This window comes from Ruoffia halotolerans, assembly GCF_014049385.1.
Classification (GTDB): domain Bacteria; phylum Bacillota; class Bacilli; order Lactobacillales; family Aerococcaceae; genus Ruoffia; species Ruoffia halotolerans.
In genome coordinates, this window is sequence record NZ_JACAOA010000014.1 from 36,476 (window position 1) to 53,402 (window position 16,927).

Sequence of the window (16,927 nt, forward strand, 5' to 3'; positions counted from 1 at the left end):
ATACTAATGTTAAAAGAGTAATCATACTCACCAAAGGAGAATTATGAATGAGCTTTAGAAGTAATATTGCCACACACGTTGGCCGCCTATCTCGTTGGGCTCTTACAAAATTTACTGGTGGCGGAAGTAGTTTGCCCGGTAAACTTGCCTTAACGATTGACCCAGATATACTAACTACATTAGGTGAAAACTATGATGTTGCTATCATCACTGGAACGAATGGTAAAACCTTAACAACGGCGTTAAGTGTCTACGCTTTGAATGAAGCTTACCCTCACGTCCTAACTAACCCGACAGGTTCAAATATGCATCAAGGGATTGTCAGTACCTTTCTAGTTGCCCCTCGCCTTGAGAAAAACAAAAAAGGCATTGCTGTGCTTGAAGTCGATGAAGGTTCCCTAAAGCACGTTGTCAAACACGTGAAGCCGAAAGTATTTGTTCATACGAACGTCTTTCGTGACCAAATGGACCGTTACGGTGAAATTTATACGATCTATAAATTAATGGCTGATGCAGCCAAAGAAGCCCCTGAAGCGACAGTGATTTCTAATGCAGACTCACCCATTTTGAATGCCATTGATTTGCCAAACCCTCGTCTTTACTTCGGTTTTGAAGATCAAATGGATGGCAATGTCGTTCCGCATCATAACACTGACGGTATCCTATGTCCGAAGTGTGACCACGTGTTAAAATATCACACTTTAACTTATGCAAATCAAGGTAAATTCTATTGTGAAAATTGTGGCTTTAAACGCCCTGAGTTAGACTTTAAAGTGACAAGTTTAGATGATTTAAACATTACAGATTCAACTTTTACAATTAATGATTTTCAATTCCAAATTCCAGTCGCTGGAATGTATAATATCTACAATGCTTTAGCTGCTTATAGTTTGAGTCGCTTCTTCGAATTAACACCTGAACAAATTCACGATGGCTTTGAGAAAGCAGAACGTGTCTTTGGTCGTCAAGAAATATTAGAGATCGAAGGCAAGCAAGTGTTAATTAATTTAGTAAAAAACCCCGTCGGCTTAAACCAAGTCATCGATTTAGTTGGACTTGATAAAAATCCGTCGACCTTTATTGCGATTTTAAACAATCAATACGCGGATGGAACAGATGTCAGCTGGATTTGGGACGGGGACTTCGAGAAGATGTCAGATTTTAATATCCAATCAGTCTACACAGCGGGAATGCGTAAAGAAGATATGACGAAACGCTTAGATGTAGCAGAGTTATTCGATGGTGACATTCAAGAACTTGATTCTGTTGAAGAAGTGGTTCAAGCTATGCGTGAAGCAAAGACAGACAGTGTCCATATCTTTGCAACTTATACGGCCATGTTAGATTTACGCAAAGAATTAATTCAAGCTGGCTATATAACAAAATAACTTAAAGAAAAGAGTACCCTTTATGAAAAACATTCGAATTGGTCATCTATATGGCAACTTAATGAATACATATGGCGATAATGGAAACCTACTAATGCTTCAGCATTACGCTAAAGAAGCAGGTTATCAGGTTGAAACAAAGATTGTCAGTCTAGGAGATGACTTTCTAGCTGAAGATTATGATTTGCTTTTCTTCGGTGGAGGGCAAGATTATGAACAAAAGATTGTCTCGCAAGATTTACCTCGCATCCGCGACGAAATTGCATTGTTCATCGAGAACGACGGTGTTATGTTAACCATTTGTGGTGGCTTCCAATTACTTGGTCAATACTACATTAATGCCGCAGGTAATCGTTTAGAGGGTATGAGTATCTTACCTCATTATACTGAGAGACAAATTGATTCTCGTTTTATAGGTGATATTGAAATCTATGATGAAGAAAATGATCAAACTTATTATGGCTTTGAAAACCACAACGGCGTCACTCATCTAGGATCTGAGTTAAAACCTCTGGGGCGTGTTATAAAAGGAAATGGGAATAACGGTGTGGACCAAACTGAAGGAGTTCATTACAAAAACACCTTCGGCTCTTACTTCCACGGTCCCCTACTCGTTCGAAATGAATGGCTCGCAAGACATATTGTTGATTTGGCGATTCAAAACAAATAAAAATTATCCCTGACTCATTCTTTATTGAAATAGTCAGGGATAATTTTTTGTGTTTAATTATTTTGTTGCCATTAATTTGTTTGTAATTTCTTCGAATTGGTCAATATAGTTAACAAAAGTGTCTAAAGATTTTTGCCAAAATGCAACATCAGTGACATCAACGTCCATCGCTTTTGCTGTCTCTTCAACAGATGATACAGTCGTTAGTTTTAATAACTCATCATAGCGTTCAACAAAGCCTTCTGGTTGTTCTTCGTAGATTGTATATAAGCCCCTAGCAAACAAACCACCAAATGCATAAGGGAAGTTATAGAAACTTAAACCTGCTGAATAGTAATGACCTTTATTTACCCACATATATGGATGTAAGTAATCTGGGTCTAACCCGTCTCCATAGGCTTCTAATTGAGCTTCTTTCATTAGATCCTCAAGCTGTTGACTGAATAAGAATTTATCTTCTTTTGCTTCAAATAATTTTGTTTCAAAGTAATAACGTGAATAAATATCAACGATAATTTGAGTCGTATCTTGTAACAATGATTCGATTAAAGCAAGTTGTTCAACTTCATCGTCTGTATTATTTAACAAGTCATTCATAATTAATGTTTCATTAAATGTTGATGCTGTTTCAGCAACTGGCATAGAATAAGACCAATTCAATGGTTTATGTGCTTGGATAATTGATCCGTGATACGCATGCCCTAATTCATGCGCCATTGTAATGACACTAGATAGTGATCCATCAAAGTTCGTCATAATACGTGATTGACCAATAAATGGTAAGTTAGAGCAGAACGCCCCGCCTCGTTTACCTTTTCTTGGAATGAAATCCACATAGTTCTTATCGTAAAATTCTTGTACTAAATCAGCTAACTTATCTGAGAAGGGTCTAAAGTGATTGACTAAGTATTCTCCAGATTCTTCAACTGAGAATTGTTGATTTGCTTCCCCCATAGGTGCAAATAAGTCATAGAATGGTAAGCCATTTTTATGTCCTAAGTAAGTAGCTTTTTGTTTTAAATAACGTCTGAATTCTGGTAAGTATTCTTGAATTGCTGTCATTAAACTATCTAATGTTTTACGGTCCATGCGTGATTGTTGCAATGTTTCATCTAAGGGTGATTCATAGCCACGTAATGATGACGTTGTTAGAACTTGTTGTTTAATATTGTTCAATGAGAAAGCAACGGGATCTTTAATTTTGTCATACATAGCTAATTCGGCTTCATAGGCTTTTTTACGTACATCTTGGTCCGCATCATAAGCTAAGTTACGAATTTCACTTAACGTATAGGTTTTTCCATCTACGTCTGTTTCTACCGTAGATGTTAAATATGTATGTAAATTTGACCAAGCACTTGCACCAGAGTTGTCTAGTTTTGAAATCACGGCTTCCGTATCTTCATCTAATAAATGCTGTGCTTCTTCTTTTAATTCATTAAAGGCAAATGTATAATCCGATAACTCACTATCTTGAGTAATATCGGTAGTAATACTCCCTAAAAAACGATCTAAGATAATTTGGTTTTTAGTCAGTTCTGACATTACTTTTGAAAACTGACTACGATAATTCGTTGACGTTTCATCAGTTGTATTTGTTGATAGCGTAAGGCTTATGAATGAGCCAATACGTCTTGCTGTAATTAATAACTCTTCTTTAAATTTCACCGCCGCTTTAATATCTTCTAAATTATCTTCTAAAGTTAATTGCTTAAAATCTTTCTCGAATTGCTTTAATTTCGCCCAATCTGATTTAAATTCTTCACTTTCATAACCAACATATAAATCATCGAGTTGCCATTTGTACATTTTATAACGCCCTTTCTTTACTACATTTATTTAAATAAATAACATAATTATAACTGGTAAAATAATTGCTGGAACAAAATTCATTATCTTGAATTGAGTGACTTCAATCATATTCAAGCCTAAGCCGACTAATAATATAGATCCTACACATATAATCTCCGTGATAACTTCTGCCGGTAACCAAGGTTCTAATAAACCAGCAAAAATGATAATACTTCCTTGAATCAATAGAACAGGAATCGATGCTAAGGCAACACCAATCCCTAAGGATGATGCAAGTAGAATCGATGTAATACCATCTAAGATACTTTTCGTATAAAGGGTTGTATTGTCTCCAATAAGACCGCTTTCTAAAGATCCAACAATAGCCATTGATCCGATACAGAAAATCATTGAGGCACTAACCATACCATGAGAAAGATCACCGTATTTGGCGCTGCCTTTACCCACTTTCTTCTCAACTTTATTATCCCAGATAGAACGCGGCGGTCGATATCAACCCACTCGCCAATCAGTGTTCCAATTACAATACTTAAAATCATAATAATGGTATTGTTCCCTTGGATTGCACCGGCGATCCCGATAGATAGAACACACAAGCCAGCAGCTTGCATTAAACTTTTTTGCACTCTCACCGGGATACCTGAGCGAATTTGTAGTCCAATCATGGAACACACAACGATGACTACTGCATTAACAATTGCTCCCATATTCCAACTCCTATTCGATTAATTTAATTCATCACTCGCTTCATCAGTTGAGCTGTCTTCTTCAACTTCTTCTGACTCACTCTCATCAAGTGACTCATTATCCGTTTGATATTCACTTTCACTTACAACATCTAAGTCTTCATTGATGTTATTAACCAAGTTAGGTGTCCAAGTGAAATCAAAGTAATAAATTAAATCGTCGCTAACTTCAATTGTTTCTTCACCAGTGTCCTCTTCTAATTCTTCTTCATTTACACTTTTGACTGGCGTGTTAATCGCGATATAGAAGGGCTCTCCTTGCCAAACTTCTTGATATCTCAGTTTATCTAAGGCAAAAGTCTTAATTGTTATAAAACTATCTCCTGGTTTGATGACTGTACCGTTGTAATCATTAATTAAGACGTAATCACTATTCAAGCTATCTTCACCAATTTGTAAAGTGGCAACCCCATCTACTGGAAGGAGTTCATGATCGCTATTATTAGTAATTTCATATTCAATGGACACAATAATCTGACCATAATTAAAGTTTTGAAAATTTTCTTCATAAATATCTTTTGGTTCAAAATCACTGATTTCGGCTCTTAATAACTCAACTGAAACATCATCATCTTCAGTCGCTTCATTCAATTCATCTTGTGCTAAGATCGTCTTTTGACCCCACCATTCTGATGATAAACGGTCTGGAATCATTTGATTATTCTCAGATAATTGCTCTTGAGTCTCCTCGTCTAAAGGCAAGTAAAGAACGCGTTCATCTCCTAGTAAACTTGCACCCACTCCTGAGATGGCATCTGGTTCCGATTGAGGTGGTACAACAGTTAGGTAAACATTTCCCAAATCTGATGCTTCTTCCCACTCATCCTGACCAAGGCTATAGATAAGATAACCGTTAACGGTCATGCTTGGTCCTATTTCGCCGTTATTTTGTTCGAGTATTTTCGTTAAATCCCCACTTTGAGCTGGATATAAAGCAGATGATGGGTGCATTTGCATATCTGCTGATTGATAACTCATTCGTAATCCTTCAATCGGGTAATAAATAGTTTCATCCGTTAAGTTTGTTATAGCTACTTCCATTAAGACGACTGCACCTGGATTGTCTTCATAGTTAAATTCGCTACTTACAAATTCAGCTGCACTTTCGACTTCGAAAACTTCCATATTCTCGATACTTAATTGAAAATTATTCTGTGTTTGAGAGAAAGTTTCATTTACTTTAAAGTAAGATTCATCTGCTAGTGTTACCACATCACTGTTTCTAAATTCAGCAATCACTTGACTAAATTCTGGTACAAAGCGAGCATCAACGGCTGTTTCATTCTCAGTATTATCCGCACTTGAAGATGTACCATCTGATTCTACTTGACTCACTTCTTGGCTAGAAACAACCTCTTCAATGTTTTTTTCAATCTTGCCACAACCGACAAGATACAGAGCTGCAATAAATATGAGCCCTATTTTTTTATAAAATTTCATTTTGTTAATGTGTTTGTTCATATACTTCAACCTTTTACTTTTTATTCTTTTTCCTCTACAGGACTTGCGATGACTTCGGGTGCTAATGTTTCCACTTTGTATTCTTCTTCGAATAATCCTGAAGATTCTCGGAATGTATTATACAGCTCCGTCACAATTACTTTAATGACCGCGTAGCCTGGAACCCCTATGATAACTCCTGATAAGCCGAATAAGCGTCCGGCACCGAGTAATACTAATAGGATTGTTACTGGATGTATTTTTAAATTGTTTCCTAATATTTGTGGTGATACAAATCGTCCTTCAAGCAATTGCTCGATGGCCACCACAATTAATACTTTGATAAACATGTACGGCGAGATTGATAGTCCGATAATTAATGCCGGAACAACCGCCATAATAGAACCCAAATATGGAATAATATTAAATATACCCGCAATCACAGAAAGTGATATTGCATAATCTAAACCGATGAATGAATAACCAATCGCAAACATTATTCCTACTACGATCGCCACTAATATTTGTCCTCGAATATACTGGGAGATTTGGTGATTCGATTTTAATAAAATCCGCCCTACTTTTGGTCGGTATTTATCAGGCACATGATATAAAATATATTGCGGAATTTTATAGCCTTCCAGCAGTAAATAATATAGTAACACCGGCATTGTTATTAATCCTGTTACTACTTGTGCCACCGTTCCAATTACACTTCCTAGACCCCCAAAGGTAGATGTAATAATCATATTCAACTGATCTGTGATGCTATTCCAATCAATATTGGCAAAATATTCAGTAATGTTCGGGTCAATTAAACCACTTTCAAGATCGATGGGTAAAGACTCGATTGTTTCCATTAATGATGCTTGATAATTGGGTATATTTTCAACAAATGTCGTCGCTTGTTCTCTTAGCAATGGTATTAAAGTAGAAATACCCCAACTAATTAAAGCAATAATAATGATAAAAATAATCCAAATCGAAAAATTTCTTGATACACCTCTTTGAATTAATTTCGCAACAAATGGTGAAAATACATAATATAAAATCCCCGCTGCTACAATTGGAAAGGTAACTAAATTTACAAATGTGACGATTGGGGTAAATAAGTAAGCGACACGTGTAAATATTAATATAATTAATAATATTAACAGTGTATTGAACAAGAATATTACAAATTGGTTGTTCAGAAATTGACTAACAAACCAACTTTCTTTACGTTTTTCGTTCCGGTTATTATCTGTCATAAAATTCACTCCAATGACCTAAGGTAATGATATTTTAACACATTACTAATAAAAAAACCCAAGAATCTAATTCATTCATGATTTTGCTCATCTATGCTATACTTTATGTATTAATATACTGGGAGGATATCAAATGACTCAAACATTTATTTTAGGTGGCTATACAAAACGCGACAACAAAGGAATTCATCAAGTTGAATTCGATGCTAATGAAGGCGCTTTTTCAGAACCGAGTTTAATTAGCGAATTAAACGGCCCAACTTTTGTGGCTTTATCTAAAGCTAAGGATTTACTTTTTGCCATTCATAAAGAATATGACCAAGGTGGAATCGTAGCTTTCAAAAAGAACGAACAAGGTATTTGGGACAAATTAGCTAGTGGTTTTGGTGATAACGGTAGTGGTTGTCACATAAGTTACCGCGAAAGTAGTCAAACTATTTATGTATCTAACTACCATGCTGGAGTAATTGATGTTTTCAAATTAGACGGCGAAGAGCTAAATGTGATTCAAACCGTTGAACATTCTGGTTCAAGTGTTCATGAAAACCAAGATTCTTCTCACGTTCACTTTGCTGGTTTTAATGATTCACAAAACTTATTATTTGTTTGTGATTTAGGTACTGATTTAGTTACAACTTACGATATTGCAGATGATGGTACTTTATCTCCTTCCAGCGAGATTAAATTAACTCCTGGAACGGGTCCACGTCATTTAGTATTACATCCAACAGAACCTTACGCATATATTATTGGTGAGTTAGCAAACACAACTACGGTTGTGTCACTAGACGCCACAGGTAAGATGGCTGCCGTTGAAACGCAATTGAATATTCCTGAAGAACACGTTGAAAAATCAGCCGGCGCTGCAATCCGTATTACGAATGACGGCCGCTTCCTATATGTTTCAACTCGTTTCCATAATGTATTAACAGTCTATGAAATTTCTGAAGATGGTGGAGCTCTAACGAAGATTCAAGAAATCGATACGAATGGTGAAATTCCTCGTGATTTCAATCTTGATGAAACAGAAAAATTCGTTCTGGTTGCTCACCAAGATACAGATCATATTTCTGTCTTTGACCGTAACGCTGAGACAGGTCAATTAACATTTATCCAAAATGATACACAAGCACCTGAGTGCGTGTGCATCGCCTCAGCTTAATTAACTATATATTGCATTCAAAGCCAAACGATTTCAGTTTGGCTTTTTTTGTTCTTATTTTCCATTGAAGAAAACGTTTAAATTCGATTTTATCATGGATACTATACTTTTTTAGTGAATTTACGTTATAATGGATTGAATAAATTTCTAGAGAGGATAGGGAACATGGATCAAATGATTGATATTATTGAACTTATAAAAATATTTGTCCTAAGTGTGGTACAAGGGATTACAGAGTGGCTACCGATAAGTAGTACGGGACATATGATTATCTTGGAAGATTTAATTCCGTTAAATTTATCTTCAGAATTCGTTGAGGTCTTTTTAGTACTTGTACAATTAGGCTCAATTTTCGCAGTAATTTTACTTTACTTTAATAAATTAAACCCTTTTTCACCAAAGAAAACTTCAGTGGAACGTAAGGATACTTGGGTTCTTTGGTTTAAAGTGGCTTTCGCAAGTATACCAGTTGCAATCTTCGGTTTTGCTTTAAAAGATTATATGGATGAATACTTCTATAATCCTATTGTTGTTGCTATTGCACTGATTGTGTACGGGATTATCTTTATTTGGATCGAACGCACAGGCGAATCAAAACATGCAGCTACAGTAACTGATTTTAATTCTTTATCTTTTACGACAGCCTTTAAAATCGGAATCTTCCAAGCTTTGTCTATCATCCCTGGAACATCTCGCTCGGGTTCTACAATAATTGGTGGGTTATTAGTTGGAACATCTCGCTACATTGCAACAGAGTTCTCATTCTTCTTAAGTATTCCAGCGATGTTCGGTGCAAGTTTAGTTAAACTACTAGACTTAGGTTTCGCATTTACGACAGTTGAATGGATTTACTTATTATTCGGAATGTTCATTGCGTTTATTGTTTCAGTATTTGCAATTAAATTCTTACTGAACTACTTGAAACGTAATGACTTTACTGGCTTTGGTAAATACCGTATCGTCTTAGGTGCGATCGTTATACTTTACTCACTGTTCCAGTTTTAATATTTAATTTATAGTCCCAGTTGATTGTCTTAATGGCAATTAGCTGGGTCTTTTTTTGTAAAACTTGACCTTAAGGGGCGTCGTGAGGTGGCGCAATAGTCCGGAAATGCGAATGCGGGCTGTCGTGCTGAATCTCGATGGACCACAAATGCGAATGCGGGCTGTCGTGCTGAATCTCGATGCACCGCAAACTAAAATCCGGAGCGTCGTGCCAGCACACGATGGACCATAAATAAAAATGCGGGGCGTCGTGCATGTTCACGATGCCCCATTCCAACTCAAAACCAAATCAAAAAACCGAAAACCGTAACTAAGCACACGACTTAGTTAGGATTTTCGGTTTTTAACTTCATTTAATTATCCCATAGCATTTTCTTTAGTGATTTCTGTAATGCCACCCATGTATGGAACAAGTACATCAGGAATCTTCACAGATCCATCTGCTTGTTGGTAGTTTTCTAGAATCGCTACAACTGTACGTCCTACAGCTAATCCTGAACCGTTTAAAGTATGAACATGTTCTACTTTTTCGTATTCATTACGGTAGCGGATTTTTGCTCGGCGAGCTTGGAAAGCTTCTGTGTTTGAACATGAACTGATTTCGCGGTAAGTCTCTTGAGCTGGAATCCATGCTTCAATATCATAAGTTTTAGCCGCAGAGAATCCCATATCACCTGTTGATAATATAATTGTGCGGTATGGAATTTTTAATGCTTCTAAGATACCTTCAGCATCTTTAGTCATACTTTCTAATTCTGCATAAGATTCATCTGGACGAGCAAGTTTAACTAACTCAACTTTGTGGAATTGGTGCATACGGATTAATCCACGCGTATCACGACCAGCACTTCCTGCTTCTGATCTAAATGATGGTGAAAATGCTGTAAAGTGTACAGGTAATTGATCTAATGCAAGAATTTCATCAGCATAGTAGTTCGTTAATGGAACTTCAGCCGTTGGAATTAAAGTTAAGTTACGGTCCCCTTCTAACTCAAATACATCTTCTTTAAATTTAGGAAATTGCCCTGTTCCGAACATTGCTTTTTCATTTACCATGTAAGGTGTGATCATTTCGCGGTAGCCATTTTTCCCGTGAGTATCTAACATAAAGTTATAAACAGCACGCTCTAAACGAGCTCCTAAGCCTACATAGTATACGAAACGCGCACCGGCAACTTTTGCTCCACGTTCAAAATCTAAGATACCTAAGTTTTCAGCAATATCCCAGTGATTTAATGCTTTAAAATCAAATTCTGAAATTTCTCCCCAACGGCGGATTTCAACATTATCGTCTTCATCTTCACCAACTGGCACATCTTCATGTGGGATGTTAGGTAATGTGAATTCAATATTATTTAAGTCAGTTTGAATCGCGTCTAACTTGTCATCCATCGCTTTAATTTCTTTACCGATTTCTTGCATTGCTTTGATTTGCTCATCCGCATTTTCTTTGTTGCGTTTTAGTTGAGCAATTTTTTCAGTTGTTTCGTTACGTGTTTGCTTCGCTTCTTCAGTATGAGCAATTAATTCTCTTCTTTGCGCGTCTAATTCGCGGTAATTTTCTAATACCTCACGTTCCACACCTCGGGTGGCAAGTTTTTCTGCGACAAAATCAAAGTCATCTCTTAACAGTTTACGATCTAACATATTGTTTCCTCCTGTGATTTTAAATATTCATTAAATTAAACATAGCCATAAAAAAGAACCTTCCGTCCCTGAATAAATCATGGGACGAAAGGTACTCATTCGCGGTGCCACCCAAATTCAAATAAACCCAATAATAGTGAGTTTACTTGCTCTTAAATTCAATAACGGTGAGGCCGGCACTACTTATTCGCGCTTTCGTAGGCTGAATAAAACGTGGATTCTTTGATTAAACTGAGCGATTCTCACCAACCATCACTTCTCTTAACAGTTATCTCAAATACTATTCGTTTCTCATTTAATCATATTATAAATTATCCCGCCATAAAGTCAAGCAATCCTACCAATTCAAGTCTTTCGCTTTGTCAGTATCGTCATAATGATGAAATGTCTCTAGCCCTTGCCATTGTTGTTGGCGTAAAGCTTCAAATATCACGATATTAGCAGTGTTTGACAAGTTAAGTGACCGTACATGTTCGTCATTCATTGGGATTCGCAAACTGTCATTTTTATGCGCTTCCATCAATTCAATCGGAAGACCCGTTGTTTCTTTTCCGAATAGGAAGAATTGCTCATTACTTTCATTTTGAGCCAAGTCTGCCTCAGAATAAATTTGAGGTGCAAATTTAGTAATTAAATACAGTTTACGTTCACCAACGTATGAAAGAAATGCCTCTAAATTATCATGCTCGACAATATCAACATTATGCCAATAATCTAAGCCAGCACGTTTCAACATTTTATCATCGGTTGAAAATCCTAGAGGATGAATTAAATGGAGCGTTGAATTAGTTGCCGCGCAAGTTCTAGAGATGTTCCCTGTATTTGCAGGCATCAACGGTTCAAATAAAGCAATATGATTTTTCAATGGAATCCTCCCTTTCTTCACGTAATTTGCTGAATGTTTAGATAGAAAAAGACACGTATTGAACGTGTCTTTTAATAGAATTATTTGAAGATTACTCTTCTTCTTCTGCTGCTTCTTCAGTTGCACCAATTACTTCTGGTTCAGCTGCTTCTGCATCTGGATCTACGTCTTCGGCTTCTTCAGTAGGAATTGAGATTGAAACAATTGTTGCATCGTTTTCCATCATAATTTCTACACCTTCTGGAAGAGTGATATCCGCTACAGTTAAAGTATCACCGATTTCTAAGCCTTTAACATCCACTTCAAAGTATTGAGGGATTGTATCTGGTTTAGTTTCAACAGTGATTTCGTTTTCAACGATTTCAACGATACCTTCTTCAATTGTTTCATCATTAACAACGTATAATGGAATTTCTACCGTTAATGTTTGGTCAGCAGAGATAGCTTCTAAGTCAATTGAGTACATTTCGTCTTTTAACGCTGCACGTTCATAGTCTTTTAACCATACTTTTTGAGTGCCGCCGTTATAATCTAAATTGAAAACCGCGTTAGTACCTTCTTCTTTTAATAAAGCTTCGAAATCACGACGATCTACTAAAAGTGAAGTTGCTTCTACTGTTTTACCGTATAAAGATACAGGCACTTTTCCTTCAGTACGAGCTTTGCGTGAAGCACTTGAGCCAGTTGTTTCTCTAAGTTCTGCTTTTAAGTTCATAATAAAATCTCCTTATCTATAAATAATTTAATGCATTTCAAATAGTAATTTTCGCACATACGTTATAGTATCAAATTTTCCTCTAAAAAGCTAGATAAAACCGTGTTTTTTTTATACAATAAGTAAAGATTCATTGCTTTGCAATAGAGAGGTAGGTCCCATGAGAAAAATATTAAGCTACTTTAAACCCTTTGATTATATATTTATTATCGTATCAATTATCATTTCTTTTATTCCAAATGTCATTACGAATGCTCATCTCAAGGATTCAGGAGATGCCCTTGCGATAGTGAAAATCCACGGTGAAGTTGTAGATGAGTTCCCATTATCAGAAGGATTAGAAGTCGAAAAGACATATTATCCAAACGATAACCAGTACAATATTATCGAAATCAATAATAACCAAGCTCGTATTAAAGAAGATAATAGTCCTGATCAAGTTGGCGTTAGAACAGGTTGGATTGAAAGACCAGGGCAAACTGCGATTTGTCTCCCCCACGGGCTCGTGTTAGAGATTACCGGCCAAATGGCTAATGATGAATTGATACTACCCTTGTAATTAACTAATCATAAAATGGAGGTTTTAAAATGTCAGCAGCCAAATTTGAACCCACAGGTGAAGATGTCGTCGAATTTATTGAGTCGATTGATTCAAAACAAAAACAAATTGATTCATTTGTTTTATTAGATTTATTTAAAGAAGTGACTGGTTTTGAACCTCAAATGTGGTATCCAAATATTATCGGTTTTGGAACTTACCATTATGTCTACGATTCTGGTCAAGAAGGTGATACATCTTATTTAGCCTTTTCCCCTAGAAAAGCCAAATTTAGTTTGTACCTTGCTACCGAATTTAAAGACAAAGATAAATTATTAGCACAACTTGGAAAACACACCACTGGTAAAATGTGTATTTACGTAAATAAATTAGCTGATATTGATTTAGATGTCTTAAAAACAATGTTAGAAAACTCAATGAAACTCACTTTAAGTAAATATCTTAAATAAAAAGGCAGCCTCGATTTTCAATAAAATCGAGGCTGTCTTTATACCAACAATAAAACAAATAGAACAATGACATACATACTTAAAAACAATATAAAACTCTGAATAGCTTCTTTAAAGGCAATTGGCTGAGGAATTCTTTCCGTATATCTCATCACACTTTGATAATGAACATAGCCAACGGCTAAAGTAACAATCGTCCACCAAGGGAATATACCCGTAATAATATAAGTCAACCACACAATCCATGGTAAGAAGCTAAGCAACTGATACAAGCGAATCGAATTCGGTCTACCAATATAGTAAACTAATGTCCGTCGTTCGTTTTGAATATCTGTGTCCAAATCTCGGGTGTTATTGGCAAGCATAATATTTGCTGTTAAAAATATTTGTGGCAAGCTGAACCAAAATATCTTAAGAATATCAAACCAACCGATATTCAATACTAAATTCGTCCAAGTCCATTCACTTGAAAGCAGTACTTTATAGCGGGTCATGAATACCGCCAGAAAAGTGATACCGAATCCCATCGTTAAACTTGAGAAAATCTCCCCGTATGGTGTTCGTGAAATTGGTAAAGGTCCAAATGTGTAGATTATTCCAATAAAATATAACAAAGCTCCGATTAATAAGAGCATGGGATCTGTTAACCAAACGAGATATAAACTAAGTATCAGTGAAATAGCTAATAGGATAAATACAATGATGACCATTGTCCGGTAATTTAATTTGTATTTACCAATCACATTCTGCTCTTCCTTATAGTTATTATCCAAGGCTTTGTGATAATCCAATGTATTATTAATCGCTGTTACCGTCATATCAAAACAAGTCGCAGCTAGGAAAAATATAATTGAATTCAACCAATTAAATTCTTTGAAATAGTAACCTGTCCATAAAAAACCAACCATCATTGGGAAAAAACTAGCTATTTTTGTTCGAATTTCGACAAATTCTAAAAATATTTTTAAATTTATTTTATTCATCAGCGATGTAATACTCCTCATTCGTTAAATTAAAACTATCTTGAATACCAGCAGAAAGATGTACGCCACCATCCTTATCGACATAAGCCACTTCAAAACCATCTTTTGAATTTATAAACTCAATACCTTCTTCAATCCCCATTAAGAATAAGGCTGTCGAATAAGAGTCACCATCAAAAGATGTTGGTGCAAAGACAGTTACACCTGAAATCTCATTATCTAAAGGATAGCCAGTTCTAGGATCCATAATGTGATGGTATTTTGTTCCGTCTACTTCTAAATATCTTTCGTAGATACCACTTGTAACAATGGCCGCATTTATGACACGTTGAGTCCCAACAATTTCACCACGTACTTCATCAGGGTCTTGAACCCCAACATTCCACCCATCTTCATTGGATGGTGATGTCCCCATAACAACGACATTTCCCCCAAGGTTAATGATGGCTGTTGTAATATTGTTTTCCTCAAAGATCTCAACAATGCCACTACCAATATATCCTTTAGAAATACCACCTAACTCCAGTGACATGCCTTCTTCTTCAAGCATGACCGTCATATTCTCTTCATCAATGTTAATCTTTTCATAATCGATTAGATTAACGGCTTCAATTATTTCAGATTCTTCTGGAACACGCGCATCAGCACTTCCGATTTGCCATAAATCTGTGAGAACCCCAATTGAGATATCAAAGAGCCCATCACTCTCTTCAGCAATTTGAATGGAGCGTTTAATGATTTCCATTGTTTCTGGTTGTACTTCAACCGGCTCAATCCCAGCATTCTTATTGATTTTATATACGTCAGATCCTTCAACGTTTGTAGAAAGGAGTGTTTCCATCTCCGCCATATAATCATTCGCTTCTTGCATCACATCTTCGACGCCTTCATGATAGACTTGCATTTGAACAACCGTATGTAACATCGTCTCAGTTATGCTTGTAGGTTCTTTAACAATCGGGAGTCCATTTTCATTTACTTCTGTCGTAGTTGTCGGACTTGCTCCTGATATAACCACTTCTGGCTCATCATCACTTGCACAACCAAATAAGATGATTGCTAAAGCAAACAAGGCCACTTTTTTCATTGCATTTTTCATTAAATATACTCCTAGCTATTTTAATTCGTAATACTTATTATACTATTCTTATAGCTTCTATAAAAGTGAAAAAGTGAGCTAATTGTATAAATTAGCTCACTTTTGACATATTTTCTATTTAATTATTTTGGCTTATTCTTCTGATGATTCTTCTTCAGTTGATTCTTCAGACGATTCTTCTGACTCTTCTTCAGATGATTCTTCTGAAGTTTCTTCTGATGCTGACTCTTCGCTTGATTCTTCAGATGACTCTTCAGATTCTTCACTAGACTCTTCTGCACCAGCTTCATCAGCTGTTAAACCTGCTAACTTAGCATCATTTGTAGCTTGAGTTGCTAAAGCGATAAATGTTGTAGAAAGTTCTTCTTGTCCTTCTACTGGCTCAACACCTTCAACATTTCCAGCTTCTACTAAAGCAGCTGCTAATTCATCAGCAACGTCTTGATCTTCAGCTTCAAATGTTGCGTCAGTAATTTCGCCACCCTCAACTGTAATTGTTAAGTTTTCAGCTGTATATTCACCGTCTGCTAATTCTAATTCATCTACATTAACTTCTTCAGTGTTACCTTGTGCAGCTAACTCTAATAACACTTGCGAAGTGAATTGGAATGAAGCTGATGTTGTTGTTGCACCTGAAACAGCATCTACGTCTGCTGATTGTGATTCAACTAATGCATCATTTAATTCTTGAGTGGCATCTGCCGATGATACGCCAGTTACTTCTTCCATTTGAGTATTGTACTCTTCATCTTCTGATTTTAAGTCGCCGTCTTCGTTTTCGTAATCAAAGTTTGAATCAGTAATTTCTCCATCTGTAACTGTGATTGTATGAGTTATAGCCCAACCACGTTCGTCTGGGTTACTTACAACTGAGTATTCACCGTCTGTTAATGCACCAGCTTCTGCTGATTCGTCAGTTCCTACTACTGCAGCATCGTCAGCTGACTCTTCTGAATCTGCTGATGATTCTTCGTCAGTTGACTCTTCCGATTCTTCTGATGTTTCTTCTTCAGCTGACTCTTCTGAATCTGCTGATGATTCTTCGTCAGTTGACTCTTCCGATTCTTCTGATGTTTCTTCGTCAGTTGACTCTTCTGATTCTTCTGATGTTTCTTCTTCAGTTGACTCTTCTGATTC

At 36.3% G+C, this 16,927-nt stretch carries 15 protein-coding genes, 1 pseudogene and 1 other annotated feature; of the genes and pseudogenes, 6 read left to right on the forward strand and 10 right to left on the reverse strand.

Going from position 1 to position 16,927, the window contains the following annotated elements; all coding sequences use genetic code 11:
* Nucleotides 1-47: 47 nt before the first annotated feature.
* Together HW423_RS06435 and HW423_RS06440 are read left to right on the forward strand one after the other, a co-directional pair.
* On the forward strand, nucleotides 48-1,388 hold the full coding sequence (locus HW423_RS06435; protein WP_218931115.1) for a Mur ligase family protein: 1,341 nt from the start codon (nucleotides 48-50) through the stop codon (nucleotides 1,386-1,388).
* 22 nt (nucleotides 1,389-1,410) lie between these two features.
* Complete coding sequence (locus tag HW423_RS06440) at nucleotides 1,411-2,058, forward strand: type 1 glutamine amidotransferase (protein WP_218931116.1); 648 nt, start codon at nucleotides 1,411-1,413, stop codon at nucleotides 2,056-2,058.
* Nucleotides 2,059-2,115: 57 nt separating this feature from the next.
* On the opposite strand, the gene HW423_RS06445 is transcribed toward HW423_RS06440, so the two are convergent.
* The 4 genes and pseudogenes from HW423_RS06445 to HW423_RS06460 all read right to left on the reverse strand — a co-directional run bounded on the left by HW423_RS06445 (nucleotide 2,116) and on the right by HW423_RS06460 (nucleotide 7,306).
* Nucleotides 2,116-3,867: a M3 family oligoendopeptidase gene (locus HW423_RS06445; RefSeq protein WP_218931117.1), complete on the reverse strand. Its 1,752-nt coding sequence runs from the start codon at nucleotides 3,865-3,867 to the stop codon at nucleotides 2,116-2,118.
* Nucleotides 3,868-3,897: 30 nt separating this feature from the next.
* Nucleotides 3,898-4,577: pseudogene (locus HW423_RS11545) on the reverse strand (DUF554 domain-containing protein).
* 18 nt (nucleotides 4,578-4,595) lie between these two features.
* The gene (locus HW423_RS06455) at nucleotides 4,596-6,077 is read right to left on the reverse strand and encodes a DUF5068 domain-containing protein (RefSeq protein ID WP_218931118.1); all 1,482 of its coding nucleotides are present in this window, start codon (nucleotides 6,075-6,077) and stop codon (nucleotides 4,596-4,598) included.
* Between the two features lie 20 nt (nucleotides 6,078-6,097).
* A complete protein-coding gene (locus HW423_RS06460) occupies nucleotides 6,098-7,306 on the reverse strand; it encodes an AI-2E family transporter (protein ID WP_218931119.1) in 1,209 nt (402 codons plus the stop codon).
* 133 nt (nucleotides 7,307-7,439) lie between these two features.
* Between HW423_RS06460 and HW423_RS06465 the strand changes: the two genes are divergently transcribed.
* Both HW423_RS06465 and HW423_RS06470 read left to right on the forward strand, forming a co-directional pair.
* Nucleotides 7,440-8,468 carry a lactonase family protein gene (locus HW423_RS06465; RefSeq protein WP_218931120.1) on the forward strand — a complete coding sequence of 343 codons (1,029 nt, stop codon included), beginning with the start codon at nucleotides 7,440-7,442 and terminating at the stop codon, nucleotides 8,466-8,468.
* Nucleotides 8,469-8,633: 165 nt separating this feature from the next.
* A complete protein-coding gene (locus HW423_RS06470; protein ID WP_218931121.1) occupies nucleotides 8,634-9,473 on the forward strand; it encodes an undecaprenyl-diphosphate phosphatase in 840 nt (279 codons plus the stop codon).
* Between the two features lie 357 nt (nucleotides 9,474-9,830).
* Here the strand turns inward: HW423_RS06470 and serS are convergent, their stop codons facing one another.
* The 3 genes from serS to HW423_RS06485 all read right to left on the reverse strand — a co-directional run bounded on the left by serS (nucleotide 9,831) and on the right by HW423_RS06485 (nucleotide 12,700).
* Nucleotides 9,831-11,120, reverse strand: coding sequence for a serine--tRNA ligase (serS, locus tag HW423_RS06475; RefSeq protein WP_218931122.1), 1,290 nt, complete (start codon nucleotides 11,118-11,120; stop codon nucleotides 9,831-9,833).
* Between the two features lie 77 nt (nucleotides 11,121-11,197).
* Nucleotides 11,198-11,423, reverse strand: a binding site (T-box leader).
* Between the two features lie 34 nt (nucleotides 11,424-11,457).
* Complete coding sequence (locus HW423_RS06480; protein ID WP_218931123.1) at nucleotides 11,458-11,985, reverse strand: tRNA (cytidine(34)-2'-O)-methyltransferase; 528 nt, start codon at nucleotides 11,983-11,985, stop codon at nucleotides 11,458-11,460.
* Between the two features lie 91 nt (nucleotides 11,986-12,076).
* A complete protein-coding gene (locus tag HW423_RS06485; RefSeq protein WP_218931124.1) occupies nucleotides 12,077-12,700 on the reverse strand; it encodes a 50S ribosomal protein L25 in 624 nt (207 codons plus the stop codon).
* Nucleotides 12,701-12,860: 160 nt separating this feature from the next.
* On the opposite strand from HW423_RS06485, the gene HW423_RS06490 reads away from it, so the two are divergent.
* Both HW423_RS06490 and HW423_RS06495 read left to right on the forward strand, forming a co-directional pair.
* Entirely contained in the window at nucleotides 12,861-13,259 is a 399-nt protein-coding gene (locus HW423_RS06490) for a NusG domain II-containing protein (protein WP_218931125.1), read from the forward strand.
* Between the two features lie 29 nt (nucleotides 13,260-13,288).
* Nucleotides 13,289-13,708: a DUF1801 domain-containing protein gene (locus tag HW423_RS06495; protein WP_218931126.1), complete on the forward strand. Its 420-nt coding sequence runs from the start codon at nucleotides 13,289-13,291 to the stop codon at nucleotides 13,706-13,708.
* A gap of 38 nt (nucleotides 13,709-13,746) precedes the next feature.
* Here the strand turns inward: HW423_RS06495 and HW423_RS06500 are convergent, their stop codons facing one another.
* The 3 genes from HW423_RS06500 to HW423_RS06510 all read right to left on the reverse strand — a co-directional run.
* Complete coding sequence (locus HW423_RS06500) at nucleotides 13,747-14,691, reverse strand: UbiA family prenyltransferase (protein ID WP_235956355.1); 945 nt, start codon at nucleotides 14,689-14,691, stop codon at nucleotides 13,747-13,749.
* Nucleotides 14,684-15,790, reverse strand: coding sequence for an FAD:protein FMN transferase (locus HW423_RS06505; protein WP_218931127.1), 1,107 nt, complete (start codon nucleotides 15,788-15,790; stop codon nucleotides 14,684-14,686). The genes HW423_RS06500 and HW423_RS06505 overlap by 8 nt, the downstream gene beginning before the upstream one ends.
* Nucleotides 15,791-15,922: 132 nt before the next feature.
* Nucleotides 15,923-16,927 (reverse strand): FMN-binding protein (locus tag HW423_RS06510; protein WP_218931128.1); only part of this gene is annotated, 1,005 nt, incomplete at its 5' end.